The following is a 26,632-nucleotide window of genomic DNA, read 5'->3' on the forward strand; positions in this document are numbered from 1 at the left end:
CCAAACTCCGTCAGGTCCGAGTTCCGCAAGGGCTCACCTCGCCTTACCCGCACCCACAAAACCCATGCCAAGGAAAAGCACGAGCCTCCTCCCTCGCCTTCGCAACATCCGGCGGGGCGCGCGGTGGGCGCGAAAGAATTTCGCGCGTGCACCGCGGATGGTTCGGATCGCGGGCGGCGTGGCGATGCTGCTTGCGGCCGTGGTGCTGGTGAACATCGTCTATCAAATCATCCGCAAGCCGACCGAGCTGTTCGTCCTTGTCGGCAATGCGCTCGACAAGGAGCCGGCCGAGAACTGGCGGCAATACGGGCCGCTGTTTCGCAAGCATTCCACCGCGACGATCACGCCCGAATTGCTGGCAGCACTTGCGCAGATCGAGAGTTCAGGCAATCCGGTGGCGCGCACCTACTGGCGCTGGCGATTGAGCCTCAATCCGCTTGCGATCTACCGGCCCGCTTCCAGCGCCGTCGGCCTCTTCCAGATGACCGACCCGACTTTCGCCGACGCCGCACGGTTCTGTATCCGTGGCAACGCGGTCACGGAGACCGGCTGCGGGTTCACCAGCCTGTATATCCGCGCGATCCCGAGCCACGCCATCGAGCTCGCATCGGTGTATCTCGACCGCCAGGTGGCTGACGTTCTCGCCCGCGCCGGCGATGTGAAGGCGAGCCGCGAGCAGAGGCAGGATCTGGCCGCCTTCATCCATCTCTGCGGCGCCGGCCCCGCCACAGCCTACGCGCGCCGCAAGTTTCAGATGATCGCCGACGAGCGCTGCGGCGATCACCTGGTTGCGAGCTATGTCGCGAGGGTCAATGCGATGAAGCGGCAGTTTTTGCGGCTATCGGCGGATGACAGCAATTGAGGAGCGTAGCCCGGATGGAGCGAAGCGTAATCCGGGACCAGCGTTCCTTGTGGCAACACCCCGGATGGCGCTTCGAGACTGGGCAAGAATTCTATCCGATTGGGCAAAGGAGTGTACGATTCGGTATGACGAATCGTACCTTCAAGACCGGGGTAAGCCGGGATCAGGCGAGCTTTCTTCCGCCGCGTGTTGAAGATTACGTGGATGGCAACAATCCCGTTCGCGCGATCGAGGCATTTGTCGCGGTGCTGGATATTGGGCGGCTTGGCTTCGGCCATGCCGGGTCAGGCGGCGGGGCGGGACAACCGCCTTACGATCCTGCCGATCTGCTGAAGCTCTATCTTTATGGCTACATCAACCGGATCCGCTCCTCGCGCGCTCTTGAGCGCGAGGCCGGGCGCAACCTCGAACTGATCTGGCTGATGAAGCAATTGGTGCCCGGCTATCGCACCATTGCCAATTTCCGCCGGGACAACTGGAAGGCGCTCAAGGCGGCGAACCGGGAGTTCGTGCTGCTGATGCGTGAACTCGACCTTTTGGGTGGTGAGGTGGTGGCGATCGACGGGGCGTTTTTTGATGGCAACGCCAGCAAGGCGAGCATCAAGACGCAGCGCCGACTTGCCAAGCGGCTGGCGGAGATCGAACAGGAGATTGAAGCCTATGGTGCCGCGCTGGAGGCCAACGATAGCGCGGAGGCGGAACGTCCGCCGGCGGGGCCAGACGGTGGCGGACGCGAAGGCGGCGGGGACGTCGCGCAAAAGGTGGCGACCTTGATGGCCAAGCGCACAGCCCTGAAGGCGGATCTGGCGCAGCTGGAAGAGAGTGGCCAGACGCAGTTGTCGCGAACCGATGCGGATGCCCGCTTGTTGACGAAGAACGGCCAGGTGGTGGCGGGCTACAACGTTCAGATCGCTGTCGACGACAAACACAAGCTGATCACGGCGAGCGAGGTCGTCAACGACGGCAACGACACCGGTCAGCTTTACGATATGGCCAAAGCCGCGAAGGAGGAGCTTGGCGTCGAGACGCTCACGGCGCTCGCCGATACCGGCTATTACAACGGCCACACGCTGAAGGACTGCGAGGAGAATGGGATCGTGGCCTACGTTCCGCAAGCCAAGCGGACCGCGCGGCTCGAAGCGCAAGATCGCATCAGCCATGAAGAGTTCGCCTACGACACCGAAGCCAATGTCTATCGCTGTCCCGCCGGCAGGCTCCTGAGCCCGACGGACGGCCGCAAGACCAACGGCAACCGGATCGAGATCAGGTATGTCAGCCGCAAGTCCGACTGCGACGCCTGCGCGCTACGCTCACGCTGCCTCTCTGCCAAGACGCCGACGCGCACCGTTTACCGCTGGGAGCATGAGGCGGTGCTGGACCGGCATCGTGCACGGATGCAGGACGCCGACGCCCAGATGCGCCGCCGGGCCGAGCTCGCCGAACACCCTTTCGGCACCCTCAAATGTCGGGCAGGTTACCGCCACTTCCTCGTCCGCGGCTTCGACAAGGTGCGCGGCGAATGGAGCCTGATGGCGCTCTGCTACAACTTCTCCCGGGTGCTCAGCATCCTCGGCCTCGACAGCCTTATGGCCTATTTGGCCAACCGCCATCCAAACTGGGCGCTTTTGCTTAACGTCGTCACAGCCATCGTCACTAGGCTACAAATCCGCCCGGCATTCGACTACGCTAGGTAATCAGACAAAATAAATTCTTGCCCAGTCTCTTCGCTCCATCCGGGCTACGGGCACTGTTCAATTCCGCGTCCGAGTGGCCTTCACCACCAATACGGCCACCGCCAACCCTCATAGCGGACCCACGACGATTCCAGCGGCGGGCCGTAGGGATCGACGCGATCGTCTTCAGGGCGATAACGATAGCGTGGAACCACATTGTAATCCCACGGCGTTGGCCTGATCACAGGCGCCGTGACGATAAGCCTCTCCTGCGGCTCACGAACGATGTGAGCTTTCCGCGTCCGGGCTTCAGCACCAGACGTCCCGAGATTGCACAGCACCACGGCAGTTCCGAGCGCGCACGCGACAGTCATGATTTTCATGCGTTGGCCTCCTTGCGAACAGAGTGCAAAAGGACTCAAAGCAAGGCAAGCGAAATTCGCTCTCGGCTCATGGCGGACTCCTGGCGCGAAGCCCGTAGGGTGGGCAAAGGCGCACTTGCGCCGTGCCCACCATCTCTCAACAACTGCGCCACTCATGGTGGGCACGCTTCGCTTTGCCCACCCTACGCAGCCACCCATCCTACCAGCTCATCTAGGCATTCATTGTCGCAAGGCCGCGTGTTTGCGCAGGCGGGACGGCGCTTTGAGGCGGGTTGATATCCTTCAGGCTCTCATCGCTTTGATGGACTGCGAGAATGTTGATGCCGAGAGCCATCAACTGGTAGCCGTTGTCCTTCAGCCATTGCTCGAGTTGCCGGATATCGGTCTTGATCTTTTCGATCAACAGGATCGGGCGATACCTCTTGATGGTCTCCCGAGCCCCCTCAAGGGCCTCCATCTCCATGCCCTCGATATCGATCTTGATGAAATCCGTTCGCGGCAGATCGAGATCGTCCAACGTCATTTTCCGGATGAAGACGGTGTTGTCCTTGTAGTCGATCGGCTGACCGATGAATTCGTTGTTCGGGCGCTGCCGCAATTCCAGGCTGCCGAAGCTGGACGGCGCAAAATAGTTCGGATTTGGAATTTCCATCGTGCCGGATTCGGAGGACACGGCCGCATGCACCGCCAACGCATTGAAGCAATTGTTGATGGCAATGTTGCCCGCCAGCGCATAGTAGATCCGTTCCTGGGCTTCGATCGCAATCACCGAACCCCAGCCCGTCATCGACGAGGCCCATTCGACCGTGTGCACGCCGATATTGGCGCCGCAGTCGATGGCGATCACGCCGTCACCGTGGTGCTTCCGTCGCAGTGCCAGCAATTCGAGAGCGACCTTGACTTCCGTGGGATCGAAAGCGGCCGTTTCGAGGATCTGAAACCCCACGCCGTAGCCGCGGTCAGGCCCGACCATGCGATAGTCGAAGCGATTGACGATCATCGTTCCGTGGTTGGACGCAGCCAAGACAAAGGCCAGCTTTTGCCCCGCGATCGGCATGGTAGAATCTCCTCAGACCCAGAGTAGATTCCACTATCCCACCGCGCGCTTATGCGAAGCTTGCCCCGACATCCGCTTGCAGCCCTCACACCGGCGCCATCATGAACAGGATCACCTCATGACCACAGTCTTGCGTATCGCGGCCTTCTCGGACGGCAGCCGAGGGGGCAATCCCGCCGGTGTCTGGATCGGCGACGTCCTGCCTGATGCATCGACGATGCAGGCGATCGCGGCCGAGGTCGGCTTCTCGGAAACCGCCTTTGCCGCGCCCGAGGGTGAGGCCTGGCGCGTCCGCTACTTTTCGCCGTTGATGGAGGTGCCGTTCTGCGGACACGCCACCATCGCGCTCGGCGCGGCGCTCGCGCACCGCTACGGCGATCGAAGTTTTGGGCTGCATCTGAACGATGCCGTCATTTCCGTGTCGGGGCAGCGCGACGGCAGCACCATTGCAGCGGCGCTGCAATCGCCGCCGACGCGCAGCGCGCCGCTCGATGCGTCGCTGCGGGATGAGTTGCTGGATTTGTTCGGCTACACGGCCTCCGATCTCGACCCAAAACTTCTCCCTGCGAAAATTCACGGCGGGGCCGATCATGCTGTCCTTGCTTTGCGATCGCGCGACGCACTCGCGCGCATGACGTATCAGTTCGAACGGGGCCGCGCGCTGATGGACAAAGCGGGTCTGGTCACCATCGCGCTCGTGACGGTGGAGACGGCGCGGCTGTTCCATGTGCGCAATGCGTTTGCCGCCGGCGGCGTCGTCGAGGATCCCGCGACCGGTGCGGCCGCCGCCGCGTTCGCAGGCTATTTGCGCGACATCGGCTGGCCGCACGGCGGCGCCATCGACATCGTGCAGGGCGAAGACATGGGAGCGCGGTCGCTGATCCGCGCGGAGATTGGTGAGATCGCGGGCGGCTCGATCCGGGTCTCGGGGACGGCGCGCTTCATGGACGATGCGTGATCCCGTGGACGCGCGCGAGGAAGCGCCCTCCTTATCCCTTGTTTCCCTTGCATTCGCCTGCTTCGACCCTACGGTGCGCCGCGCACGCCAGCCGGAGACGAGACTCATCATGACCGACGCCACCAAATGCCCGAACTGCCAGTCGGAGCATGCCTATCAGGATCGCGATCTCTGGATGTGCCCGGAATGCGGCCATGAATGGAGCGCCACGGCCACCGCAGCCGCGGATACGCCGGTGGAAGCTGGTGTACGCGATGCCCATGGCAATGTGCTCACCGATGGCGACAGCGTCATCGTGATGAAGGACCTCAAGGTCAAGGGCTCCTCATCGGTCGTCAAGGGCGGCACCAAGGTGCGCAACATCCGCCTCCAGGACGCCACCGACGGCCACAACATCGCCTGCAAGATCGACGGCATCGGCGCGATGAATTTGAAGTCGGAGTTCGTGAAGAAGGCGTAGATGCGTCGGGTGGATGACCTTGCGCTCATCCGCCTACACGCCTAGCAATCGGCCCCGATGGCGGCGAGGTACGATGCGTCAGGCGCCTGGCCGTCGCATGCGTCCCACCGTGGCATAATGCCCCTGTTTTGTCCGACGGGGCAAACTTTATTCGGCATCGCCGAAATCGAAATTCGCCAACGATTTCTACTTTGCATGGGGTTGTTTTCGATATTTTTGTCGGACGCCCGGCTATGATGCCGCAAGGTCACGCAGGCAGCCGCACCATCAGGGGCCATCCATGTCGAAAAAGCCGTCAGTCGATCACGACTATCACGCGAAGAAGGATCGCCTCGAGATCACCATCAAGCATTATGCCCTGGAGAAGAAATCCGACCGGGAGGACCTCGTGAAGCACATCCTTCGCAGGCTCGAAAAAAGTCCGGCGCTCGCGAAAGCCACCGTCAAAAAGGCAAAGGCCAAACTCGGCAAGCTGCCGAAATCTCCGGGCAGAGGAGCCAGGTTGGCCGAAGTCGGAGACTGAGTGATCGCACCGCGATCACCTTTGCCTTTGCGCCAGGTAAAATCCGCACAGCACCGTCACGAGGCCTGCGGCCTGCAATGCCGTTGGCGGCTCGCCGAGCAGCAGCCAGCCGGTGAGCAGCGTCAGCGCCGGCACGCAGGCGGGGAACACCGCGGCACGCGCGACGCCGAGGCGCTGAACCGAGACGGCGAACAGATAGAGCGCGGCGGGGCCTGCGAGCACGCCCTGCGCCAGCGCCTGAATCGCATTCTCGCTCACGCCAATCGCCGCAATGCGCGCGAGCCCGCCGGTTGTGAAGTAGATCGGTAGCAGCAAGAGCGACAGCACGTTGATGACGAGCGCCGCGGACACGGCGGAGACGCGCCAGTGACGCAGCAGCGCGCCAAAGCCGGCGAACATCAATCCAGTGAGGACGAAGATCAGATCGCCCTGCACACCGTCAACGCCGATGTGGCCGATCGATTCCGCACCGATCACGCCGAGGCCGCCGACGATGACGAGCGCGCCGATGAAGCGCGAGGCAGAGATTCGCTCCTTCAGAAAAACGGCGGCAAGCAGCAGCCCTCCGAGCGTCGCGCAAGACGGCTGGATCACGCTGCCATGGCCGAGCGGCACGAACAGGAAGCCGGTGTAGGAGATCAGCGACATCACGGGGCCGCCGAGCACCATCAGCGCAAGGCCCCTGCCCCAGCCGATGCCGCAGAGATCCGAGACACCCGCACGCAGCACCAGCGGCAGGAACGCGATGCCGGACCAGATATAGCGATGCACCAGAAGATCGACCGGCGTGAATCCGACCTTCAGCCCGTGGCGTGTTCCGGCAAAGCCCAGCGCCCAGAACAGCGCAGCCGACAGGCCCGAGAGGACGCCGATGAGTGCCGGCGCCGCATCGTTCTTTTGAATGAGAGCGTCAGCGCCGCTCGTCCGCTGATCCATGGCGTAACCGTTATGTCAGTGGGCTGGGAGGCTCAACCCACGCGGTTGCAGGGCTGGCACGCGAAGGTCGACGCGACAGGCCTGCACATCACGCTTCCTCACCGAACACCATCCGCCATCCCTTGCGTGTATCCATGTATTCCCGCACCTCGCGGATCCGCTTCCCGGCCACTGTAAACACGAAGCAATAGTCGTTGTCGTAGGGTTTGCCGCCGGCAAGCGTGGCGCGCATCCGCTCCTCCACGATCACCACATCGCCATCGGCATAGACACCGCGAAAGGCGATGTCGACACCCGAGAACATCCGGTGCATCTCCTGCGCGATGAAGTGCGCAATCTGCTGTGCTCCGACCATATGGTCGGTGTGATCGAGCGCGACCGCGGTTGCGTTGCCTTTCGGCGCGATCCATTCGGCATCCTCGGTGAACAGCGCCGCGATACGGTCGGCGTCGCGCGATGAAAAGGTTTTCCAGGCGTTCAGTACGATGTCCTTCGGGCTGGTCACGACGGCTCCCCGGTTTGCATTCACATGAGGCTTGCCTTCTAGGCCGGCATGCTCAGCGCGGCTCGCCACAATCGGACTCGGTCATCCCGCGGCCCTTCCCCGCGCACGCGCATGCGCTATCATCAGGCCATGCTGAGCTTCGAAGACTGCAATGCCGCGCGCCTGCGCCGCGATCCCCGCTATGACGGCCGCTTCTTCACGGCGGTGAAGACCACGGGCATCTATTGCCGCCCGGTCTGCCCGGCCAAGCACCCGCTGACCCGCAACGTCGCCTATTATCCGACGGCGGCCGCGGCCGAGGCCGCCGGATTTCGGCCCTGCCTGCGCTGCCGTCCCGAGACCGCCCCATTCTGCCCGGCGTGGAACGGCACGCGCTCGACGGTCGCACGCGCAGTGAAGCTCATCAATGAGGGCGCGCTGGACGAGGACTCAGTGGTGACACTTGCCGAGCGGCTCGGCATCTCATCGCGCCATCTGGCGCGGCTGTTCGAGCGGCATGTCGGCGCGACGCCACAGCAGCTTGCCAAGACGCTTCGCGTCCAGCGCGCCAAGCGCCTGCTCGACAGCGGCGATCACACCATGACGGATATCGCGTTCCAGGCCGGCTTCGGCAGCCTGCGCCGTTTCAATGCCGCGTTCACCGAACTCTACGGCCGTTCGCCGTCTCGCCTGCGCGCAGTGCGTGAGCGGAGAACGTAAGTCGCTTCGCTCATCCGGACTAGAAATTGTGGCTATCAGAAAAACCCTGGGCTCAGATCCAACCCATACGTAAGACTCAGCACGAACACGAACAACGCAGCCGCTGCAAACAGCGCGACATGCCTGAGAATGAATGCGCGCGAAGACGTGGTCGCAATGACGGCTTTCTGGGCAACAGGCACGACGGCCTCCGTTATGAAATCAATTATTGGCCGCTCAAAATGCGGCAGGCGCATCAAGCACCGCGATCTGCAAAGCAACTATTAAAGAGATCACACTCGGTTTGAACGGCTGTACATGATCGGAGCGTTACGGCGCTCTTTTTGGGCCGCAAGCTTCTCAGCCAGTGCATCTAGCGAGAGAATGCTATCAATCACCCTCGCGTGATGAGCATGCAACGCCTCGCGCGCATGCCTGTCGGATGAGGCAGTGGGTCTCGTCTCGCGAGCCCACTGCACTCACGCCGATATCAATTTAGCGGGCGCTGCCCGTGGTCACCGTCGCGGTCTTCAGCTTGCGCGGCGTCAGAACGCTTGCCTGGTGGACCGTGGCGGTCGTAGCGGGCGGCGTCACGTCTTGCTGGACGTGCGCGGCACCGAGCACGCGGACCTGCAAGGGCGAGACCGGAAAGCCGTTGGCTTCATAGGCCGGCAGCTCGGCGGCGAAGGTTGCAGTCGAGCCTGCGATGGCGAGGGCGGCGGCTGCGATCGAAAACGTCAATTTCTTCACGGTGATGCTCCTGGGTGAGGATTCGGAGCACATCTAAGCGTGATTTGCTGCATTGCGACATGCGCTGCTGCATTGCGACATCGCGTCGCGCGCATGGCGATATGTTTAATGTGCACAAGGGCTTGCGCTGTGCACCGCTATCACCGTCCTCATTGCGAGGAGTGTGTGGCAGCGGCGCCGCTCTATTTCAACGCAGTCGCCAGCGCTTGCAGTTTCGCGACGAGATTGGTGCCCAGCGCATAAATCACTTCGATAATCGCGAGCGCGATGCCCGCTGCGATCAGGCCGTATTCGATGGCGGTGGCGCCGGATTCATCGGCCACGAAGGCGGCCAACATGCATTTCAATTTCACTATCGCGTCCTTCCCAAATCTACCGGACGTTGCCGGCGGGCCAGCAATGCACCACCACAATCCAAGATTGAGTAAATCCTGATCGCTCAATTTGATGGTAATCTGGAACCGTTTTTGACTGTTTTTCCCTCTCGCGATCGCGGGAACCGTGTGGGAACCAGCGTTGCGCCGGGGCAACACTTGCTTGAAAAGCCCTTTTTCGCCGATTTGCGCCATTGCACCGCCACATCCTCCCCCGAACACTTGACGCGCCGCGTACTTGGCTGTGCAAACTGGTTCGGGTCAGAACCTTTTGGAGGCGGGATCATGAATGATCGGCGGTCTCTTATCGTAGCAGTATCGTGCCCCTCGGCCGTGATGATCGGCTGGCTGGCACTGTCCCTCTCCGCCTATGCCCCGGCCCTGATCGAGAACAGCGGCGCCAATGCAGCCGCCGTCTCGCGCGCGAAAGATCTCACCCGCCTCGAGCTCGCCGATATCCCGCGCGCTGCGACCATCGACGATGGCATCGCGCTGACTGCCGATATTGCAGCCGCCGCGGCGGCGACACCGAGTGTCGCGCCCGCCGAGGTGGCGACGACTGAGACGCCCGCCCCTGTCATCAAGCTCGCCTCGGCCGATCCGACCGACATGCTGCCGGTGGTCTCGCCGGCGCCTCAGATGCCACCCGAACCCGCTCCCGTCGCCAACGAAGCCGCGCCGGACCAGGAGCCCGCCATCAAGCTCGCATCCGCCGATCCAGGCGATGTCGTGCCACAAGAGACGCTGTCGCCTGCGGCGATCGCGAGCGGGCCTGTGGCCGAGAGCAAGGCCTCGCCGTCCGCCGACACCGTCGCCGTGCTCGACGAATGCTTTGTCATGGATGCCTGCATCGACCGCTATCTCTGGGCGCTCTATCAGCGCACGCCCAAGGAAGACTCGATCAAGGTCGAGGACCGCCGCGCCGTTACCATCAAGCGTAAGGGCAAGATGGTCACGGTGATGCGCAGCTTCACAAAGCTCGTCGACGAGGATTTTGGCTGGAAGGATCCGAAGGCGGCCGAGCACACCAAAATGGCGTTGATGGACTATGTCATCGGCGGCATGGACAAGAGCTTCAAACAGAAGCTGTTTCGCACGCTGCTCGCTGCCGAAGCCGCCGGCCTCTCGCCGGGAATCACCAGCGCGTTCCGTGATGACTATCGCCAGGAGATTGCGAGCGGCCTGAAGGCGGCCTCCAACCGCTCCTATCATGGCGGCAGTCTTCGCGGCGGCTACGGTCACGGCATGGCGGCCGATATCGTCAGCACCAAGGGCGACAATCGCGCGCAGCGCTGGGTCTCGACGGAAGTGCTGTGGAAATGGGTCGACGCCAACGGCAAGGGGCTCGGCATTGGCAGGCCCTATCTCGGCCGCGATCCGCCGCATGTCGGACCGATCGACGGACTGGAATATATTTCGAAGCGTGGCGTTGCGACCGACCGCAAGGAAGCTACCAACGCGAAGCCGAAGAAGGTGCGCGCTGTGGCAAGCGTAAAGCCGCCAAAGGCACAGGCGGCACGCGAGCAGAAGAGCCCAGCAAGGCCGCAGAAGTCGGCGCAAACCACCGCGAAGCGGGCGACCTAATCCAGGTCTTATGTGCCTGACGCCGGCAGTGGCACGAGACGCATCTCGACCGATCCTGCCTCCTGCGTGCGAACCAGCACGGCAAAGACGGTCTCGACCGCAAGCCGCACGGCTGCCTCGATCGCTGTGCCCTTGGCCAGATGCGCCGCGACCAACCCGGTCAGGAGATCCCCGGTGCCATAGGGACGGATCGGCAGAAGCGGCGTCGCAAAGCGCGACAATTGCCCGTCCGCGCACAAAATCGTCTCCACCTGCCCCTCGGGCGTATCTGTGAGCACGCAGCCCGTGGCGACGATGTCGATACGCCGCTGGCCTGCAATCGCAGCGGCTGCGGCGCGCAGAGCCTCGGTATCCGCGATCGTGACGCCGGAGAGCAGCTCCAACTCGAACTGGTTCGGCGTGATCAGATTTGCGGCCGGCAACAGCCGGTGCCGCACCACGTCCAAAATGCCGTCGGCGACATAGACGCGGCCGTCGTCGCCGATCACGGGATCACAAAGATAAATCAGCTTCGAATTCCGCGTCAGCGCCCTCTCAACGAAATCGGCGACGACGGCCGCGTTATCGGGCGAGCCGAGATAGCCGGTGACGAGCACGGCGGCGTCATCGACGAGATCGCGCTCCTCGACGCCTTTAAGGAGATCGGCGACCAGCTCGGCCTCGAGCACGCGCCCGCGCAAGGTCGGATAGCGCGGATGGTTCGACAGCAGCGTCGTCGGCACCGCCGCAACGTTCACGCCCTCCGCCTGCATGGCATGGACGGCCGCGCTGTTGCCGACATGGCCGTGGACCACCTGGCTTTGAATGGAGATGACGAGCATGCAGAGGTCCGTAAGGTCAATCGTAGCGCGACGCAAGCATCGCAATCGTAGCCCGGATGGAGCGCAGCGTAATCCGGGACTCGCGCCCACGGCATGATTCCCGGATTACGCTTCGCTCCATCCGGGCTACGGGCCTATGGCAAATCATAATCAAGCCCCGGCCGCAGAGCCCGCATCGTCCGCGCCAGCCGCCGGTGCCCGGTCTCCTCCGACCGCGCCAGTCGGTCGGCGATCGCGACATGGTCCGCATCGCTCTTGTGCTGGTTGAGCTTGGCCTGCCCCTCGACCTGATCGACCACGAGATCGATCACACGTATGGCCGCCAGCATGCTCTCGCGCTTGGCTGCCTCCATCTGCTGGAGATCCCAGGGTTGCTTCGGCAGCCGCGCCTCCGCGACCGCAAGCAGCGCATCACCATGGCCGCGGTTCTCGGCCTGCCCCCGCAGATGCGCCACGCCCGACAGGTTCACGGCCTCGTAGAGCCAGGTCGAGACGTTGTCGGGCGAGGAATACCAGTCGTTGGAGATGTAGGCATCGTCGCCGGCGACGATCAGCAGGAATCGGCGCGTGCCGTCGGCAAGCTCGACCAGCGGGTTCCTGGCGGTGAAATGGATCTGCACGATCGTTCGTCCGTCGCGCTCGGCCAATACGAACGGCACATGCGAGGCGCGCGGGCCCGTCGCATCCGCCGCGACGATCATGCCGAAGCCGCGCCGGCCCGCAAACTCCAGCGCGCGCTGCTCCTCGATGCGAAACTGGGGCCGAAGGACATGCATGGCGTGGCACTCGATCTCTGGAAGAGAGGACGCGGAGAGGCTAACGATTCGTCGCGGGTTCGTCACGTCTGAGTAGTATGCTCCCTAGGCATGGCCAGCCCACCGAAAAGCCACGATCTGCCTGTTAAACATACCTACCGCGCGGTATCTTTCCCGCGCCTACATTCGAGTTTGCCATGACCACCGCATTCAATGCCTATGCAGCGCTCGCCCTTGCCATCGTCCTAGAGGTCACGGCGTCCGCCTTTCTTCAGCAGTCCGCGCAGTTCACGCGGCCCTGGCCGACGCTGGCGATGGTGCTGTTCTACGTCGCCTCGTTCTACGCGCTGTCGGTGGCGATCCGGGTCATCCCGTTGAGCATTGCGTACGCGATCTGGGGCGGGGTCGGCATCATCCTGACCGCGACCGTCTCCTTCGTGCTGTTCCGCCAGATGCTGGACGCCGCAGCCTTCGTCGGCATCGCGCTGATCGTATCGGGGGTCGTGGTCATCAACCTGTTCTCGGGGACCACGGTGCACTGATGCCGGCAAACGCCTACACCCGCACCAAGCAGCCCGAACAGGTCCGCCGCGCCCTGCTCGACCGCGCCGCGGCGATCGCCATGGACCATGGCGTGTCCGGCGTCACGGTGCAGGCGGTGGCGGCTGCCGCCGGCGTCACCAAGGGCGGGCTGTTTCATCATTTTGGAAGCAAGCAGGCATTGATCGAGGGCCTGTTCGCCGATCTGCTCGCCCGCGTCGATGCCGAGATAGACGCCGCCATCGAGGCGGATCAGAAGCCGCGCGGCAGTTTTACGCGCGCCTATGTGAACGCCGTGTTCACGGGCAAGGCCTTTGGCTTCGCCACGCCTTGGGCGGCGCTGAGCATGGTCGTCGTCACCGACCCGTCGCTGCGCCAACTCTGGAACGACTGGATGAAAGCGCGCCTGAAGCGCCATCGCACGACCGATGGGGCGCCAGAGCTCCAGATCGTGCGCCTCGCCGCCGATGGCGCATGGCTGTCCTACATCACGACAGGACAGACCCGCATGAGCGCCGACCTCCGCGCCGTGCACGACCGGCTGATCGCGCAGACCCATCGGCGCGGGTAGCCCAACCCGGAATGGCAGTTACTGTGCCTGCGCCGGCTTGGGCGGACGCGGCGCGGATCGGGATGGCTTTGCCCCCGGCTTCGCGGCGGCCCGTGGGGGCGGCACATCAACCGTTTCCAGATAGGCGGCAAGCGCCTTCGCGGTGTCGGAACCGGACGCGTAATGGTCCTGCAGGAACCAGGAGAGCGTGAGGCTGAAACGCCCCTTCGCAAGTCCGCGCGGACTGCGATGGCAGGTCGTGCAACCGTCGGCGAACAGCTTTTCGGCTGATTTGCCGGCGTCGAGATTTTGCGCGGAGGCGACCGTCGCCGTCAGCGCGGCGGCGGCCACAAGAATCGTCAGAGGCGCGATGACTTCGCGCCCCGGTCGAAATAGCGATATCAAAGTCGTCCCCTAGCCCCGTCTTGCGATCACGCCGCCAGCAACTGATCGAATTCGGGCGGCGCGTAGGCCTTGCCGTCCTGATCGGTGATGACGACCCGCCACCCCTCGCTCGCCCAAACCTTTGCTTTCGCCACGATGAGCAACCGGCTCTCACGGGCAAAACTGTATTTCTCATTGTCGCGTTCTGCGACCATTTTATAGGCCAATGCGCATCCCCATGCGTTACCCTGCACCGGCTCTCGTCGTGGCAGCGGGCTTTGGCGGCAATTCGCCGGGAGCGTGGCAATTTGGTGCCGTCCGCGGCAGCATTGTGCCGACACCGGTTCCAGCCGAGCGGCGGAGGTTGATCATGCGCACCAACATGAACGCGATTTTGCTTGCGGCGGGCTTGTTCTCCGCTGTGCCTGCGGCCGCGCAGACCTACGATCCGCGCTATCCGGTCTGCATCGAGGTCTACACCATCGACGGCAACACGATCGATTGCAGCTTCACGTCGATGGCTCAGTGCACGGCAACCGCCTCCGGGCAAGCCGCCCAGTGCTATGCCAATCCCTATGTGGTGCAGAACCGCCAGCCGGGCTTGGGCCCATCGCCGCCGCGACGGAACCGATAGCGCCCTGCGATCCGCTCAGTGGACGCGGATGACGTGTGGACGGCCGAGATCGATCAGCCCCTGCACGGCCGACAGACGGTCGTCCAGGGCGGCAATGGTCAGCAACAGATTGTTGCGGCGCTCGTCGAGCAGGCCCATCTCGGCGCCTGAGAGCTTGGTACTCGCCCGCTCCTTGTGGATGCTATCGAGCGATTTGCGCAGGCCGGCGATCAAGCCGGACAGTTGCTTGGCCTCTTTGGTCATCGACTTCTTCGCGACATTTTGGCGGCGCGTCTCCGCCTGACCTTGTCTCATCATTATCCTCCCGTGCCCCGCCTGCCCCGAGTGGATGCTTACAGCTTTCGATAGACATATTACGATCGATGAAATCTGCCCGCGAAAAACTGGTTCAAATTGTCGGCGCCTTGCGCCCGGCTCAACAAAAAGCCCGGCACAAAGGCCGGGCTTTTCGGGATCGCTAGTGCTTCTGGTGGCCACCGGGGCCGCCAGCGGGCGCGCCGCCATGCGGGGCCGCATTCACGTGTGGCGCACCGCCGCCAGCATGCGGCATGACAGGTGCAGCGGCGCGCGGCGCCGGCATCTGCGCATGGGCGTTCATCGGTGATCCATGGCTGACGTTCGGCTGAGCCATATGCGGCATCGCGGGCCGAGCCGCTGGCGCGGCCGATACGCGCGGCGCTTCATGCGGCCGCACCATCGGCTGGGCACGCACCGCTGCGTGGCTCGCCGCATGATCATGCATCATCCGCGCCTGCGCATCGTGCGGGCTACGGGTCTGCACATTGGACCGCTCATTCACGAAGCGGTCGCTTCGTCCGCCACGCGTGCGGTCGGCCGCAATCGCGGCGTCGCCCTTGGCGATGGTGGCGTCATGCCGTGCCGTCGCAGCGTCACGTCCGGAGATCGCGGTGTTGCGCTTGGCATCGCTCTTGGCATCGTTGCGGCCCAACGCGACGGTCGCGTCACGTGTCGCCGCGCGGCCGATGCGGGCGGCGTGCGGATCGAGCGTCATTCGCGTCGCGATACGCTCATGCGAGCTCCAGTAGTTGTTCCAGTAGGCGTGACGGCGATACCAGGGCCGCGCCTCGTAGTAGCTCGACCAGTATGAACTCAGCACGAAAGGAACGACGGGCACGTCGACCTCGTCGACATAGTCTGGGAGATAGACGTAGTGATTGCGGTAGAGATATTCGAGATATTGCGACGACACCCAGCCGCGATCGTCGGAGAAGCTCACGTCGCACCAGGCATTGCCGCGCAGGCAACCATGGATGTTGACGCGGGCCCCTTCGGGGACGCGATCGACCAGGGGAAAGCCCGATCCCGGACCGGCGCGCAGGCCGGTCGAGACGGTGACGATGCCCGGCGCGGCCAGCGCGGCCGTCGGAGCGAGCAGCAATGCGGCAACCAAAGCGGTTCTGAGTCTCATGGCGAAGTCCTCCTCTGAGAGGCGGAACGCGCGAACGGAATAAAGCGTTCCGCGCGCAAATGTCGCATCAGCCAAAAGATTGAGAGGCACGCCGCGCGCGGAGTTCGATATTCATCCGCCATTCATCAGAGGAGCACGCCTCAGTTCACCTGCAACATGAAGGCGTCGAAATACGCTGCGAGCGCAGCGAAATCATTAAGCGGCAGCACCTGCGCGACATACTGATCCGGCCGCACCACGACCATGCAGCCGGCCTTCCGATCGATGCCGCGCATGGCGAAGACGTCGCGGCCGCTCTTGAGATCAGGGCAGTAGATCTTCTCGTAATCGATCAGGCCGTAACGCCCCTTGCGCGGCAGCAGCAGCGCGGGCATCGCCTCGAGCGCAAGCTCGCGATGATCCTGCTGGAACACCGCGCGCAGATCGATTACGCTGTCGATGTCGGCTCCAACAGGCGTATATCTCCGCACCGGGGATTCCCGCGCTTCGGTGAGGAAATTGCACAAAGCACGAATGGCCGAGTTCGACGCTGCGGGATTCTCAGCGGGAGAAAACGCGTAGATGCGGAAACGGCCGTCCGCCTGCGCGGCGTGGCCGAGGTGGACGGGCTTTGCGTCCGCAAGCCGGATCACCGGCGCAGAGTGAAAGCGCGTACCGATGGTGAGACCTTGCGCGAGATGCTGATGGGATGTCGCACCAGTCAGCATCGATGGGCGGTAATGCGTCGCCGTGCCCGCGGTGTAGCGGCCGTGCCTCACAAAATAATCCTGCGTCCTCGCCGCATCGGCACCGCCCGCCTTGGCCGCGGAGGCCAGAATTCCGGCCCATTCGCGATCGAAGTCGATCAGCTCACTCGCGACCGCCTGGCGCTCTGCCGAATAGGAATGCAGCAGGTGAGGTGCGCATTGCTTGCGGATGACCTTGGCGAGCTTCCAGCCGAGATTGAACGCGTCCTGCATCGAGACGTTCATGCCCTGCCCCGCCTTCGGGCTGTGGGTATGGCAGGCATCACCGGCGATGAAGATGCGCGGCAGGCGCGCATCTATCTCGGCGTCCGGCACGTCGTCGAACTTGTCGGTCAGGCGCTGGCCGATCTCATAGACCGACCACCAGGCGATCTCCTTCACCTCGAGCTTGTGGGGAGCAAGGATCCGCTGCGCCTTCGCGATCACGTCATCGGCGGTGATGTTGCGATTGGCGACGCGTTCGCCGACATCGAGCTTAGCGAGCTCGACATAGAGGCGGACCATGTAGCCGCCCTCGCGCGGGATGATGAGCAGGCTGCCGTCCTTCGCCGACTGGATCAGCGCCTTGAAGCGGATGTCCGGAAAATCGGTCACCGCCAGCACGTCCATCACGCCCCAGGCATGGTTGGCGGAATCGCCGTGCAGCTCGCGACCGATCGATTTGCGCACCGTGCTGCGCGCGCCGTCGCAACCGACGACATAGCGCGCCTTGATGGTCTCGACCTTGCCCTCGTTTGCGGCATCGACGCGTTCGAGACGCACGGTCACTGCGTGATCGGCGGGACCAGCCATTCGATCGACCTCGAGGTCGAGCAGACGCCGGCTGTAATGGGGCTCGAGCTTGGCGGGCGACTTCCGCATGACATCGAGAAAGCCGTCATGGATACGCGCCTGGTTGAGGATGACGTGCGGGAATTCCGACAGTCCGTCCTCGACGTCCTGCACCCTTCCGCTACGGACGATCTTCTCCGGTGACCGCTCGTCCGGCTTCCAGAACGTCGTCTCGTTGACCCAATAGGCTTCCTTCAGCACGCGCTCGCTAAAGCCGTAGGCGTGGAACATCTCCATGGTGCGGCAGGCGACGCCGTCGGCCTGGCCGACCGAGAGCCGGCCCGGCTTCTGCTCCACGATGCAGGTCTTGATGTCAGGGAATTGCGCCAGCTGGGCGGCGAGCGTCAGGCCCGCGGGCCCGCAGCCGACGATGAGAACATCGACCTCGTCAGGCACTGGTCCTGACGCACCCGAGGCCAGAATGCGCTCGGCGGGATCGGCGATTTCAGGGTCGCCCGGCAGGAATCCATTCAGATGGAATTGCATGAGCACCTCTCCCGCCGATGTTCTATTTGGATATTGCTCAGTATGCTGACTATCAGTATACTTGTCAATGATCGGACGCGGCCCCGCTGGCTGAGGAGAATCTGGTGAGAGACAACAACGACATGCCCGGGCACCTGGCGCGCCGGTTCCAGCAGATCGCGGTCGCGGTGTTTCTGGCCGAGGTCGGCGATGCCGGCTTCGACCTCACGCCGGTACAATATGCGGCGCTTGCGACCATCAAAGCCAATCCTGGACTCGACCAGGTGACGCTGGCCGGACTGATTGCCTATGACCGCACCACCATCACCGGCGTAATCGATCGCCTGGTGCAGAAGGGCCTTGCGGAGCGCCGCGCCTCCAGCCGCGACCGCCGCGCTCGCGAGCTCGAGATCACCGACGAAGGCAAACGCACGTTGCGCAAGATCACGCCAGCTGTCGACTCCGCGCAACGCATCATGCTGCGTGGGCTCAGCGCGAAGGAAGGCGAGGAGCTGATGCGGCTGCTGCACAAGACTATCGCCGCCGGCAATGAGCTCAGCCGCGCGCCGTTGCGCGATATGCAGGCTTAGGTGGTATTCGGGTCCGCAATTGTCGCAGTGCGATGAAACCTGGAGCTAACCTTCGGCTGCTACCTTCGACCCAATTCGGCGCTTAACGCGCGATTAACTTTGCCGGTTTGGAGTTTCGGATGTTCAGGTTCGTTATTGTTGCCGCAGCGGTTGCGCTCTCGACCGTTCCTGCGCTTGCGAACGGGCACGGCGGCGGCGAAGCCGCTCCTGCGCCGAAGCCCGACGCCATGACTTCGCCGGCACGTGCCGTTCTGACCAAACAGGGTTCCAAGCTGGTCGACCTCAAGGGCATGACGCTCTATTTCTACGAGCGCGACACCAGCGGCAAGACATCGAGCTGTGACGGCAAATGCGCGGAGGCCTGGATTCCGCTGGCTGCTCCCGCGGATGCCCAGGCGATCGGCGATTTCACGCCGATTACGCGCAAGGACGGCAGCAAGATGTGGGCCTTCCGCTATCGCCCGCTCTACACGTCAGTGGCCGACAAGGCGCCGGGCGAAGCCAACGGCATCGCCACCACACTGCAATGGCGCGTCGCTCGGCCTGAAGATTAAGGCCGGAACGGCGCGCGTCCGTCAGTGCCTACGAGCTTCGCGTGGGCCGTGGAATCGACCGAGGCGTAATTCACCTCCGCGTTCCAGTTCAGCGCCATGTACACGACCATTCCGGCCAGAATCGACCCATAGAAGCCGAGGGTCACCAACCGCCATTTCCGTACAATCCGGCGGTCCGTCTCGTTCAATTGATAAAGAAATTTCTGCATGGTGCCTCCAATGGCAACGAGCCATTGAGGCATAGCGCATCTGCAGCAAAACGCGTGTGAAGCACTTCACCTTTCGCGGTTCCAAAATCGGCTGGCCGATTCCGCCGGCGCTCTCCCCCTACCCGCGCCAGCCCGTCCCCGTCTCGACCTGCGCGCTCTGCCCGGGCGGAAGCACCACGACCGTCGCGTTGAGCTTCACCCGATCAAACAGATCGATCACGTCCTCGTTGCGCATCCGGATGCAGCCCGACGAGATCGCCTGCCCGATATATTCCGGCTGGTTGGTGCCGTGGATGCGATAGAGCGTGTCCTTGTTGCCGGTGTAGAGATAGATGCCGCGCGCGCCCAGCGGATTGGCAGGGCCACCGGCGACGCGCGCTGGATACGGTCCGAGCCGCGCCTGGATTTCTGCTGTCGGAACCCAGTCGGGCCATTCCGCCAAACGGCCGACGCGCGCCACGCCGGAAAACGCCATGGCTTCCTCGCCGACTGCGACGCCGTAGCGGATCGCCTTGCCCTCCGGCAGCACGTAATAGAGATAGCGCGCATCGGTATCGACCAGGATCGTGCCCGGCTGCTCCTTGCGCGGATAGTCGACGACGTGGCGGAGATATTGCTCGGGCACGTTCGCCTGGGCGTAAGGCGTATGCGCCAGCAATTGCCGGTCGCGCGGCGTCATGCTCGCGTCGGTCGACGGCGAAAGCGTCGCCTGCATGCATCCGCCGAGCGGAAGCAAGGCAATAGCGAAAATAGCGATTGAGAGTTTTGGCACCGCCGGCCCCCGATAGCGGATAGCGCCCCCAGCTCCGCCAGATGCTGCCCAAATCGTGCTGAAAACATGGCAGCCCGGAACACGTGGCCGTGTTCGGCTGCCCGGGTTCCGTCACCACAAACGGCGAAAGAGCGTCGCGATGTCTTCACCCCCTTGCCTTGCTTTGGTCAAACCCGGCTGGACTCGTGAGCCCTGGGGCTCGGGATGGGCTCTCCTCAACCAATCGGCTCGCGCCAATGCGGACGATCATGGCCTTACAAGGAGCTGCGATGCTCGCGACGCTGAACAGCAGGCAAATCGTCGATGAGATCGTGAAGGACACGATGAAAGACAACGATCCGCACGATGCCGTCCAGATTTCGCCCGACGTGGTGCGGGTCTCGCGCACCCACAACGATGCGCCGACCTTGGCGCCGGAGATCATGAACCGCCCGGAGCCGAGGATCGATCGCGCTCCCGAAGCTCCGGCGACGACGGCGCCGTCCGTTGACACGGCGATCCGCGTCGCCGCCAACGATATGCCCGGCCGGGAAAAACGATCTGCGGTCGGCAAATGGTTTCGTGGCGCGTTCATCACAATGCTGTTTGCCGGAGGAAGTGCCGCGGCAACCATCGCCTGGGAGAGCCACGGCGATACGGCAAGGCAAATGCTCGCCGAATGGACACCATCGTTGATGTCGCTGGTGCCATCGATGTCGCCGACAGCGCCCGTCGCCACCGCGCAAGCCGCGCCGGAAGCGACGACAGATCAGACCACCGACCAACCCGCAACACCGGCCGTGGTGCAGGATGCCGCAGCCGCGCCCGCTGCAACACAATCCGATGCAACGCCATCGCTGCAATCGATGACGCGCGATGTCGCTGCGATGGCGCAGCAGATCGCCCAGCTCAAGGCCAACATCGCCGAATTGAAGACCGCGCAGGAGCAGATGGCGCGCGAGATGGTGAAGACACCCACGCCGAAACCGGTGGCTGATGCGAAGCCGATCGATCCACGCGCGCGAGTCGCCGCGCTACCGCCGCGGCCACCGGTTGCGCCTGTGCGCAAGCCGAAGCCGATCACCACGCCGGCGTATACGCAGACATATGCGCCCACACAGATCGCACCACCGCCACTGCCGTCACAGGCTGTCGCTGTCCCGCCGTCGCCGGCAGCCGCCACACAAACCGTTGCCGATGATGACGGACCTGTCGTGCGTCCGCCGATGCCGGTGCACTAGCGATCGCAACAGCACCATCGCACTCGCGGCGCAGGCTGTCCTGAGTCGGTGTGATGCGTTGAGTCCGTGCGACTACGGTGATGCGTTGCTGCGCGCAAAGAGACAAAGGCCGTCGGGATCTATGCCGCCGGCCTTCTCTTGCAACTGCCGGTTCCCGGAGCCCGGTTCTGTTGCAATTCCATGCCTAATGATCACGCTTACATATTTAATAAAATCTTAATGCACTCTTGTGCTGCACACGATTTTTGCGCCTTAAGCACAGAGTTTGCGCGGCCACTTCATTCAGTAATAATCGACTCAGTGATATCATCCGACATGTGCTGAAGACTTCTATTCGAGACTTGCGCTGAAGACTTGGGTCGTCACACCGGGGAATTCGGATGCCTTACTACTATTTCGATCTTGTGGTTGGTGAAGAGTTCAAGAACCAGGGCGGCATTATCCTCGAGGACATCGAGGTCGCCTCCGATCGCGCCGATCAATTGGCGAACGAGCTGTCGCAGGTGAAGCCGGAGCTTCATCAGAAGGGTTGCGCGGTACGCGTCACCGATCGCGATCACAACGAGCTCTATCGCACGCCGCTCGATCCCGTGCCGGCCTGGCAACGATCCGGCTAGGCCGTCGGTCGTCCCCATTGCGCAGTCACGCTCCGGGCGCTAGCCTTCCCGAAAATTTGGGAGGTCCAAGGAATGCGCTACGGTTTCGTGATTGCCGGATTGTTGCTGATCGCCGCGCCAACTCAAGCCGCCGACCATCCAAGGTCGACCTATGTGACATTGGTCTTGCAGGCTTTTGCCGCCAAGGTCGAATGCCCGAACACGGACGTGGCCTATCAGGATCTGGTGCAGAAGGCGCAGCAGATGCAGTTGCCCGACGACACCACCGAGAAGGTCCGCAAGGCGATCGCCTATATGCATACCGGCGGCAAGATGGGCGAGAAGCAGGACGACGACCTGATGGCCGAGGTCGCGGTGGCGACGCAAGCGACCGATCTCGATCAGCGCCGTCTCGGTATGCCCGGCTGGTGCGAAGCGCAGAAGTCGAAGCTTGCCGGCCTGATCCGGAACAAGGGCTAGCCGGTGCGGCATTAGGCACGCCGCAACAGAACTTCCGCTCCGGCCAATAATTGTCACATTTCTCGCCAGCATGCGGGTGTCTTCAAACCGGAGAACCCCATGCGGATAGTTCATGCCGTTTTCGCCGCCGCGCTCGCAGCCGGCACGATGCTGGCTCTGCCGGCGCTCGCAAAAAATTCCGACGCCCAGAAGGGCGAGGACAAATCGACGGCGTCATCCTGTAGCGCCTACCAGCAGACGCCGGACGGATCGTGGGAGCAACTCCCTTGCAAGGAAACCGGCGAGCGCGAACAGCCGCAGACGCAGCATCGCACGCCCGCTCAGGGAACCGATCACGAGGAGCGCTGAGCGCCTCCGTTTCCTGCAATCAGCTCTGGTGCGGGCCGCGGATGATCTTCATGGCGTCGGCGATGTGGCGCCACTCATTCGCGTCCTCCGCCTCGCCGCGGCTTTCGCAGGCCTGGGCCTGTTCGGCGGCCTTCGCGATCGCAGCAAAGCCGTGCTTCTCGAGCATCTGCCGCGCGACGGTGTGAACCTGGACCTCGGACATCATAGGCGCTCTCCCGTTTGACCAAGCCGCGGTGCAGCGCTCGCGTCCCGCGGGTTTCCGACAACGATTGAGGCGCGCGTCTCGTTCCGATCACATGCGCATACGACAAAGGCGGCCCGCTATGCCCAGCGGACCGCCTTTTTTCACCCACCCCAAATGGGAGTCTTCGGCCGGGACCCCTACCCGACCGCCGCGCGTTTGCGCTCGAAATCGTTGGGAACTTCGATGTCGACCTCGAGGGTCGACACCTCGTCACCGCGCTCGAGCCGCACGATGACCTTGGTCGGGTCCAGCGTGACGTGCCTGGACACGACGGCGAGAATTTCCTCACGCAGCACACCGAGCAGATCGGGCTGGCCGCGCAGTCCGCGTTCATGGGCAAGCAGGATCTGCAGCCGTTCGCGAGCGACCGGAGCAGAGGCCTTGTTGCCGCGGAGAAGCCGGAGCAGACCCATGCTCATGCAGCCCTCCGTCGCAGCAGACGATCCATGAATCCCTTGCGCTCAGTCGGCACCTGCATGGCGACGGTCTCGCCGCACAGCCGCCGCGCCGCGTCGATATAGGCCCGTGCGGGCGCGCCATCCGCGTTCGACAGCGTCACCGGCGTGCCGACGTTCGAGGCGCGCAGCACGTCCTGGCTTTCGGGGATGATGCCGAGCAAGGGTGTCGCGAGGATTTCGAGGATGTCCTCGATGGTCAGCATCTCGCCGCGCGCGGCACGCGAGGGATCGTAGCGGGTGATGAGAATGTGCTTCTCGACGCGCTCGCCCTTCTCGGCCCGCACCGTCTTGGAATCGAGCATGCCGATGATGCGGTCGGAATCGCGCACCGATGAGACTTCCGGATTGGTGACGATCACGGCTTCATCGGCAAAACGCATCGCCATCGACGCGCCGCGCTCGATGCCGGCCGGACTGTCGCAGATCACCCAGTCGAAGCGGCTGCGCAGGTCGTCGATGACCTTGCCCACGCCCTCCTCGGTCAGTGCGTCCTTGTCGCGGGTTTGCGAGGCCGGCAACAGCCACAGGTTCTCCAGCCGCTTGTCGCGGATCAGCGCCTGCGGCAGCTTTGCGACGCCCTGCACCACGTTGATGAGGTCGAACACGACGCGGCGCTCGGCACCCATCACGAGGTCGAGGTTGCGCAAGCCTACGTCGAAATCGACGACGACGACCTTGTCGCCGCGTTGCGCGAGTGCTGCTCCCAGCGCGGCGGTCGTCGTGGTCTTGCCGACGCCGCCCTTGCCTGATGTGACGACCAGAACCTTGGCCATTGAAAATATCCTCCTTAACTGGTCAGTTCAGCGCTGTAATTCGCATGGTGCTGCCTTCGAGCCAGGCCTGGGCAGGCCGGCCGCGCAAGGCGTCGTCGATATCGTCGGCGGTCTGATAAAACCCATCGATTGCAAGCAGTTCGGCCTCGATCTTCTGACAATAGATACGTGCGCTCGCGTGACCGTTCACGCCCGCCATGGCGCGGCCGCGCAGCGCGCCGTAGATGTGAATCGAGCCACCGGCGACGACCTCGGCGCCGGAGCCGACCGAGCCGAGAATGGTGACGTCGCCTTCCGGGAAGATGATGGTCTGGCCTGAGCGAACCGGGCTTTCGAGCAGCAATGAGGTCGGCTTGGTCTCGACTTTCGTCTCAACCTTCTTCGGTGCGCTCGGCTCGATCACGCAACTCCGCCCGCCCGAGAGCAGCGGCGGCATCGACGGCGTCAGTCGCGCCTCCTCCACGCCCTCGATACCGAGCACGCGGATGTTGCGGTCCTGAAGGCTGATAAGCAGATGATTGATACCGGACTGGCTGAGATCGACCGAGGCGAGGTCGACCACCACGGGACGGCCGGCGAAGAAGCCCGGCGAGCGCGCGATGGTGGCGTCGATCTCCTGGAGCCAGTCCTGGATCGGAACCGTCGGCACGAACACAAAGGCCACGTAGGAGCGCCCGCGCAGGCGCACCATTTGGCGTTGAGGTTTTGCTAGGGCCTCCATGGCGGCCGACTCGTTCCCTGTTATTGAATGGTTAACGATGCGACCGACATGGTTAATGGACGGTTAATTTCTCCGTTGGGTTACGTGGGTTGGGCGGCTCGGCTGGGGGCTGGGACGCCCCTACTCCGTCATCCTGAGGCGCGAGCCGTTGGGCGCGCAAAGCGCCCCAGGGGGAGCCTCGAAGGATGAAACGGCCACGCTGCGAGAGTCGGGCCGTCGCCCTTCGAGGGCCGCCGAAGGGGCGGCCACCTCAGAGCGTGTGATTTTTTGGCAGCGTGCCAGGTAAATCTGTCCGAATGCCGGTGGCATGTGATTCTCTGGCGATGATGGATTGGCGGGAGGCGAAGATGGCTGCCGATGAATTGTTCGGTGATCTGCCGGCGCAATCGAAGCCTGAAGCCGACGCGGCGCCGCTCGGCGCGCCACGGCTGCGTGAGCCACAGCGCGACCAGATCGCGTTGCGAGCGGTGGATATCGAGAGCCTGATCGGGGAAGACCATCCGGTGCGCCTGATCTGGTCTTATGTCGAAGAGCTTGATCTGAGTGAGCTGGAGAACCGGATCAAGGCCAGGGGCGACCGCCCCGGTCACCCCGCGACCTCGCCGCGGCTTTTGCTGGCGCTGTGGCTCTCAGCCACCAGCGAGGGCGTCGGCAGCGCGCGAGCATTGGAGCGACTGTGCGAGAGCCACGATGCCTATCGTTGGCTGTGCGGCGGGGTGTCGGTGAACTATCACATGCTGGCGGACTTCCGGGTCGGTTGCGCCGACCTGCTGGACCGGCTGCTCAGCGAGCATCTGGCGGCGCTGGCGAAGGCTGGTCTCGTCAATCTGGCGACACTGGCGCAGGACGGGGTGCGGGTCCGGGCCAGCGCGGGAGCCGCCTCGTTCCGGCGCGAGGCGACACTCGAGCGGCATCTGGCCCTGGCTGAGACGGTGGTGGAAGACCTCAAGCGCGAAGTCGACGTGCGCTCTGACGCCAGCAATCAGCGCGCCCGGGCAGCCAAGGAGCGAGCCGCGGAGGAACGCAGCGCGCGCGTGAAAGCGGCGCAGGCGGCGCTTGCCGAGATCAAGCAGCAGCGCAAGGAACGCGAGAGCAAGCAAGGCAATGGCAAGACGCCGAAGGAGCCGCGCGCGTCGACGACGGACGCCGATGCACGGGTCATGAAGATGGCGGATGGCGGCTTCCGCCCAGCCTACAACGTGCAGGTGACGAGTGCGGCCGGCGAGCAGTTCGTCACTGACGTTAAGGTATGCAACACGGGGTCCGACCGCGGGCTGATGCGGCCCATGCTGGAGCGGCAGCGCACGCGCCCTGGCGGCCTGCCCAAAGACCATCTCGTCGATGGCGGCTTTGGCAGTGCGGAAGACATCGAGTGGGCGCATGCCGAGGGCATAGAGGTTTTTTGCCCGCCCACTCAATCCAAGCACGGCACCGACCCCTACCTGCCGCGACGCGGCGACGGCGCGGGGGTACTGGCTTGGCGTGCGCGGATGGCGAGCAAAGAGGGCAAGGCCCGGTACAAGCCCCGTTCGATATGCGAGTGCATCCATGCCCGCTGGCGCAACTGGAACCTACGGCAATTGACCGTGCGCGGGATCGAAAAGGTCCGCGCCGTCGTGCTCTGGTACGCCCTCACCAACAACATCCTGCAAGGCAACCGCCTCCGCAGCGCATAAACGAGAGCTCATCGACGAACTCAGACCCGCCATTTACCGCGACAAGAAACTCCACTCCGTTCCGAACAAGTAAAAGCGTCACAAGCTCTCAGG

36 protein-coding genes are annotated in these 26,632 nt (G+C 63.5%); 17 read left to right on the plus strand and 19 right to left on the minus strand.

Annotation, left to right across the window (positions count from 1 at the left end; all coding sequences use genetic code 11):
* The first annotated feature begins 64 nt into the window (after positions 1-64).
* On the plus strand, positions 65-862 hold the full coding sequence (locus UB31_RS13265; RefSeq protein WP_045011149.1) for a transglycosylase SLT domain-containing protein: 798 nt from the start codon (positions 65-67) through the stop codon (positions 860-862).
* Between the two features lie 125 nt (positions 863-987).
* Positions 988-2,556 (plus strand): IS1182 family transposase, encoded by a 1,569-nt coding sequence (locus UB31_RS13270; protein WP_045011150.1) that lies wholly within the window; start codon positions 988-990, stop codon positions 2,554-2,556.
* A gap of 80 nt (positions 2,557-2,636) precedes the next feature.
* Here the strand turns inward: UB31_RS13270 and UB31_RS40430 are convergent, their stop codons facing one another.
* Together UB31_RS40430 and UB31_RS13275 are read right to left on the minus strand one after the other, a co-directional pair.
* Positions 2,637-2,918 carry a hypothetical protein gene (locus UB31_RS40430; RefSeq protein WP_082078516.1) on the minus strand — a complete coding sequence of 94 codons (282 nt, stop codon included), beginning with the start codon at positions 2,916-2,918 and terminating at the stop codon, positions 2,637-2,639.
* A gap of 211 nt (positions 2,919-3,129) precedes the next feature.
* Positions 3,130-3,975: an FkbM family methyltransferase gene (locus UB31_RS13275; protein WP_045011151.1), complete on the minus strand. Its 846-nt coding sequence runs from the start codon at positions 3,973-3,975 to the stop codon at positions 3,130-3,132.
* A 118-nt stretch (positions 3,976-4,093) separates the two neighbouring features.
* Here UB31_RS13275 and UB31_RS13280 point away from each other — a divergent pair, with 118 nt between their 5' ends.
* From UB31_RS13280 to UB31_RS13290, 3 genes are all read left to right on the plus strand, one after another.
* Positions 4,094-4,933, plus strand: coding sequence for a PhzF family phenazine biosynthesis protein (locus tag UB31_RS13280; protein WP_045011152.1), 840 nt, complete (start codon positions 4,094-4,096; stop codon positions 4,931-4,933).
* A gap of 109 nt (positions 4,934-5,042) precedes the next feature.
* Entirely contained in the window at positions 5,043-5,393 is a 351-nt protein-coding gene (locus UB31_RS13285; protein WP_045001069.1) for a zinc ribbon domain-containing protein YjdM, read from the plus strand.
* A gap of 280 nt (positions 5,394-5,673) precedes the next feature.
* Positions 5,674-5,916: a hypothetical protein gene (locus tag UB31_RS13290; protein ID WP_045011153.1), complete on the plus strand. Its 243-nt coding sequence runs from the start codon at positions 5,674-5,676 to the stop codon at positions 5,914-5,916.
* A gap of 15 nt (positions 5,917-5,931) precedes the next feature.
* Here the strand turns inward: UB31_RS13290 and UB31_RS13295 are convergent, their stop codons facing one another.
* Both UB31_RS13295 and UB31_RS13300 read right to left on the minus strand, forming a co-directional pair.
* The gene (locus tag UB31_RS13295; protein WP_045011154.1) at positions 5,932-6,852 is read right to left on the minus strand and encodes a DMT family transporter; all 921 of its coding nucleotides are present in this window, start codon (positions 6,850-6,852) and stop codon (positions 5,932-5,934) included.
* A gap of 88 nt (positions 6,853-6,940) precedes the next feature.
* Complete coding sequence (locus UB31_RS13300) at positions 6,941-7,357, minus strand: nuclear transport factor 2 family protein (RefSeq protein ID WP_045011155.1); 417 nt, start codon at positions 7,355-7,357, stop codon at positions 6,941-6,943.
* 111 nt (positions 7,358-7,468) lie between these two features.
* Between UB31_RS13300 and UB31_RS13305 the strand changes: the two genes are divergently transcribed.
* The gene (locus UB31_RS13305) at positions 7,469-8,056 is read left to right on the plus strand and encodes a bifunctional transcriptional activator/DNA repair enzyme AdaA (RefSeq protein WP_197090812.1); all 588 of its coding nucleotides are present in this window, start codon (positions 7,469-7,471) and stop codon (positions 8,054-8,056) included.
* A 474-nt stretch (positions 8,057-8,530) separates the two neighbouring features.
* Here the strand turns inward: UB31_RS13305 and UB31_RS13315 are convergent, their stop codons facing one another.
* Together UB31_RS13315 and UB31_RS13320 are read right to left on the minus strand one after the other, a co-directional pair.
* Positions 8,531-8,785 (minus strand): hypothetical protein, encoded by a 255-nt coding sequence (locus UB31_RS13315; RefSeq protein ID WP_045011180.1) that lies wholly within the window; start codon positions 8,783-8,785, stop codon positions 8,531-8,533.
* A 182-nt stretch (positions 8,786-8,967) separates the two neighbouring features.
* Positions 8,968-9,132: a Flp family type IVb pilin gene (locus UB31_RS13320; protein ID WP_045001074.1), complete on the minus strand. Its 165-nt coding sequence runs from the start codon at positions 9,130-9,132 to the stop codon at positions 8,968-8,970.
* Between the two features lie 312 nt (positions 9,133-9,444).
* Here UB31_RS13320 and UB31_RS13325 point away from each other — a divergent pair, with 312 nt between their 5' ends.
* On the plus strand, positions 9,445-10,743 hold the full coding sequence (locus tag UB31_RS13325; protein ID WP_045011157.1) for a M15 family metallopeptidase domain-containing protein: 1,299 nt from the start codon (positions 9,445-9,447) through the stop codon (positions 10,741-10,743).
* A gap of 8 nt (positions 10,744-10,751) precedes the next feature.
* Here UB31_RS13325 and pdxY read toward each other — a convergent pair whose 3' ends face one another.
* Together pdxY and UB31_RS13335 are read right to left on the minus strand one after the other, a co-directional pair.
* On the minus strand, positions 10,752-11,564 hold the full coding sequence (gene pdxY / locus UB31_RS13330; RefSeq protein ID WP_045011158.1) for a pyridoxal kinase: 813 nt from the start codon (positions 11,562-11,564) through the stop codon (positions 10,752-10,754).
* 134 nt (positions 11,565-11,698) lie between these two features.
* On the minus strand, positions 11,699-12,340 hold the full coding sequence (locus UB31_RS13335; RefSeq protein ID WP_045011159.1) for an FMN-binding negative transcriptional regulator: 642 nt from the start codon (positions 12,338-12,340) through the stop codon (positions 11,699-11,701).
* 176 nt (positions 12,341-12,516) lie between these two features.
* Between UB31_RS13335 and UB31_RS13340 the strand changes: the two genes are divergently transcribed.
* Positions 12,517-12,861: a DMT family transporter gene (locus UB31_RS13340; RefSeq protein ID WP_045011160.1), complete on the plus strand. Its 345-nt coding sequence runs from the start codon at positions 12,517-12,519 to the stop codon at positions 12,859-12,861.
* Positions 12,861-13,430 carry a TetR/AcrR family transcriptional regulator gene (locus tag UB31_RS13345; protein ID WP_045011161.1) on the plus strand — a complete coding sequence of 190 codons (570 nt, stop codon included), beginning with the start codon at positions 12,861-12,863 and terminating at the stop codon, positions 13,428-13,430. Before UB31_RS13340 ends, UB31_RS13345 begins: the two co-directional genes overlap by 1 nt.
* Before the next feature lie 18 nt (positions 13,431-13,448).
* Here the strand turns inward: UB31_RS13345 and UB31_RS13350 are convergent, their stop codons facing one another.
* Positions 13,449-13,766, minus strand: coding sequence for a hypothetical protein (locus UB31_RS13350; RefSeq protein ID WP_156175329.1), 318 nt, complete (start codon positions 13,764-13,766; stop codon positions 13,449-13,451).
* A gap of 74 nt (positions 13,767-13,840) precedes the next feature.
* Positions 13,841-14,047 (minus strand): hypothetical protein, encoded by a 207-nt coding sequence (locus tag UB31_RS13355; protein WP_045001076.1) that lies wholly within the window; start codon positions 14,045-14,047, stop codon positions 13,841-13,843.
* A 116-nt stretch (positions 14,048-14,163) separates the two neighbouring features.
* Between UB31_RS13355 and UB31_RS13360 the strand changes: the two genes are divergently transcribed.
* The gene (locus UB31_RS13360) at positions 14,164-14,427 is read left to right on the plus strand and encodes a DUF3551 domain-containing protein (protein ID WP_045011182.1); all 264 of its coding nucleotides are present in this window, start codon (positions 14,164-14,166) and stop codon (positions 14,425-14,427) included.
* A 15-nt stretch (positions 14,428-14,442) separates the two neighbouring features.
* Here the strand turns inward: UB31_RS13360 and UB31_RS13365 are convergent, their stop codons facing one another.
* From UB31_RS13365 to UB31_RS13375, 3 genes are all read right to left on the minus strand, one after another.
* Positions 14,443-14,721, minus strand: coding sequence for a hypothetical protein (locus tag UB31_RS13365; protein ID WP_045011183.1), 279 nt, complete (start codon positions 14,719-14,721; stop codon positions 14,443-14,445).
* A 163-nt stretch (positions 14,722-14,884) separates the two neighbouring features.
* Positions 14,885-15,856 (minus strand): SH3 domain-containing protein, encoded by a 972-nt coding sequence (locus UB31_RS13370; RefSeq protein ID WP_045011184.1) that lies wholly within the window; start codon positions 15,854-15,856, stop codon positions 14,885-14,887.
* Positions 15,857-15,996: 140 nt separating this feature from the next.
* A complete protein-coding gene (locus UB31_RS13375; protein WP_045011162.1) occupies positions 15,997-17,919 on the minus strand; it encodes an FAD-binding monooxygenase in 1,923 nt (640 codons plus the stop codon).
* Between the two features lie 104 nt (positions 17,920-18,023).
* On the opposite strand from UB31_RS13375, the gene UB31_RS13380 reads away from it, so the two are divergent.
* Both UB31_RS13380 and UB31_RS13385 read left to right on the plus strand, forming a co-directional pair.
* Entirely contained in the window at positions 18,024-18,488 is a 465-nt protein-coding gene (locus UB31_RS13380) for a MarR family winged helix-turn-helix transcriptional regulator (protein WP_045011163.1), read from the plus strand.
* A 119-nt stretch (positions 18,489-18,607) separates the two neighbouring features.
* The gene (locus UB31_RS13385) at positions 18,608-19,042 is read left to right on the plus strand and encodes a COG4315 family predicted lipoprotein (RefSeq protein WP_045000137.1); all 435 of its coding nucleotides are present in this window, start codon (positions 18,608-18,610) and stop codon (positions 19,040-19,042) included.
* Here the strand turns inward: UB31_RS13385 and UB31_RS13390 are convergent.
* The gene (locus UB31_RS13390) at positions 19,039-19,251 is read right to left on the minus strand and encodes a hypothetical protein (RefSeq protein WP_156162720.1); all 213 of its coding nucleotides are present in this window, start codon (positions 19,249-19,251) and stop codon (positions 19,039-19,041) included. The two genes, UB31_RS13385 and UB31_RS13390, sit on opposite strands and share 4 nt — an antisense overlap.
* Positions 19,252-19,369: 118 nt before the next feature.
* The gene (locus UB31_RS13395; RefSeq protein WP_197090813.1) at positions 19,370-19,966 is read right to left on the minus strand and encodes a L,D-transpeptidase; all 597 of its coding nucleotides are present in this window, start codon (positions 19,964-19,966) and stop codon (positions 19,370-19,372) included.
* Positions 19,967-20,292: 326 nt separating this feature from the next.
* Between UB31_RS13395 and UB31_RS13400 the strand changes: the two genes are divergently transcribed.
* The 4 genes from UB31_RS13400 (at position 20,293) to UB31_RS13415 (ending at position 22,667) form a co-directional block, all read left to right on the plus strand.
* Entirely contained in the window at positions 20,293-21,243 is a 951-nt protein-coding gene (locus UB31_RS13400) for a hypothetical protein (RefSeq protein WP_045011165.1), read from the plus strand.
* 380 nt (positions 21,244-21,623) lie between these two features.
* Positions 21,624-21,860, plus strand: coding sequence for a DUF6894 family protein (locus UB31_RS13405; RefSeq protein WP_045000145.1), 237 nt, complete (start codon positions 21,624-21,626; stop codon positions 21,858-21,860).
* 72 nt (positions 21,861-21,932) lie between these two features.
* On the plus strand, positions 21,933-22,319 hold the full coding sequence (locus tag UB31_RS13410) for a hypothetical protein (RefSeq protein WP_045011166.1): 387 nt from the start codon (positions 21,933-21,935) through the stop codon (positions 22,317-22,319).
* Between the two features lie 99 nt (positions 22,320-22,418).
* Positions 22,419-22,667: a hypothetical protein gene (locus UB31_RS13415; RefSeq protein ID WP_045011167.1), complete on the plus strand. Its 249-nt coding sequence runs from the start codon at positions 22,419-22,421 to the stop codon at positions 22,665-22,667.
* Between the two features lie 19 nt (positions 22,668-22,686).
* On the opposite strand, the gene UB31_RS13420 is transcribed toward UB31_RS13415, so the two are convergent.
* From UB31_RS13420 to minC, 4 genes are all read right to left on the minus strand, one after another.
* Complete coding sequence (locus UB31_RS13420) at positions 22,687-22,872, minus strand: hypothetical protein (RefSeq protein WP_045000150.1); 186 nt, start codon at positions 22,870-22,872, stop codon at positions 22,687-22,689.
* Between the two features lie 176 nt (positions 22,873-23,048).
* The gene (gene minE / locus UB31_RS13425) at positions 23,049-23,330 is read right to left on the minus strand and encodes a cell division topological specificity factor MinE (protein WP_045000152.1); all 282 of its coding nucleotides are present in this window, start codon (positions 23,328-23,330) and stop codon (positions 23,049-23,051) included.
* Positions 23,327-24,142: a septum site-determining protein MinD gene (minD, locus tag UB31_RS13430; protein ID WP_045000154.1), complete on the minus strand. Its 816-nt coding sequence runs from the start codon at positions 24,140-24,142 to the stop codon at positions 23,327-23,329. The genes minE and minD overlap by 4 nt, the downstream gene beginning before the upstream one ends.
* Positions 24,143-24,164: 22 nt before the next feature.
* Positions 24,165-24,863: a septum site-determining protein MinC gene (gene minC, locus UB31_RS13435; RefSeq protein ID WP_045000155.1), complete on the minus strand. Its 699-nt coding sequence runs from the start codon at positions 24,861-24,863 to the stop codon at positions 24,165-24,167.
* Between the two features lie 347 nt (positions 24,864-25,210).
* Here minC and UB31_RS13440 point away from each other — a divergent pair, with 347 nt between their 5' ends.
* The gene (locus UB31_RS13440) at positions 25,211-26,539 is read left to right on the plus strand and encodes an IS1182-like element ISBrsp9 family transposase (protein WP_045010194.1); all 1,329 of its coding nucleotides are present in this window, start codon (positions 25,211-25,213) and stop codon (positions 26,537-26,539) included.
* Positions 26,540-26,632 lie beyond the last annotated feature (93 nt).

Source organism: Bradyrhizobium sp. LTSP849, from assembly GCF_000938255.1.
Taxonomy (GTDB): Bacteria; Pseudomonadota; Alphaproteobacteria; order Rhizobiales; family Xanthobacteraceae; genus Bradyrhizobium.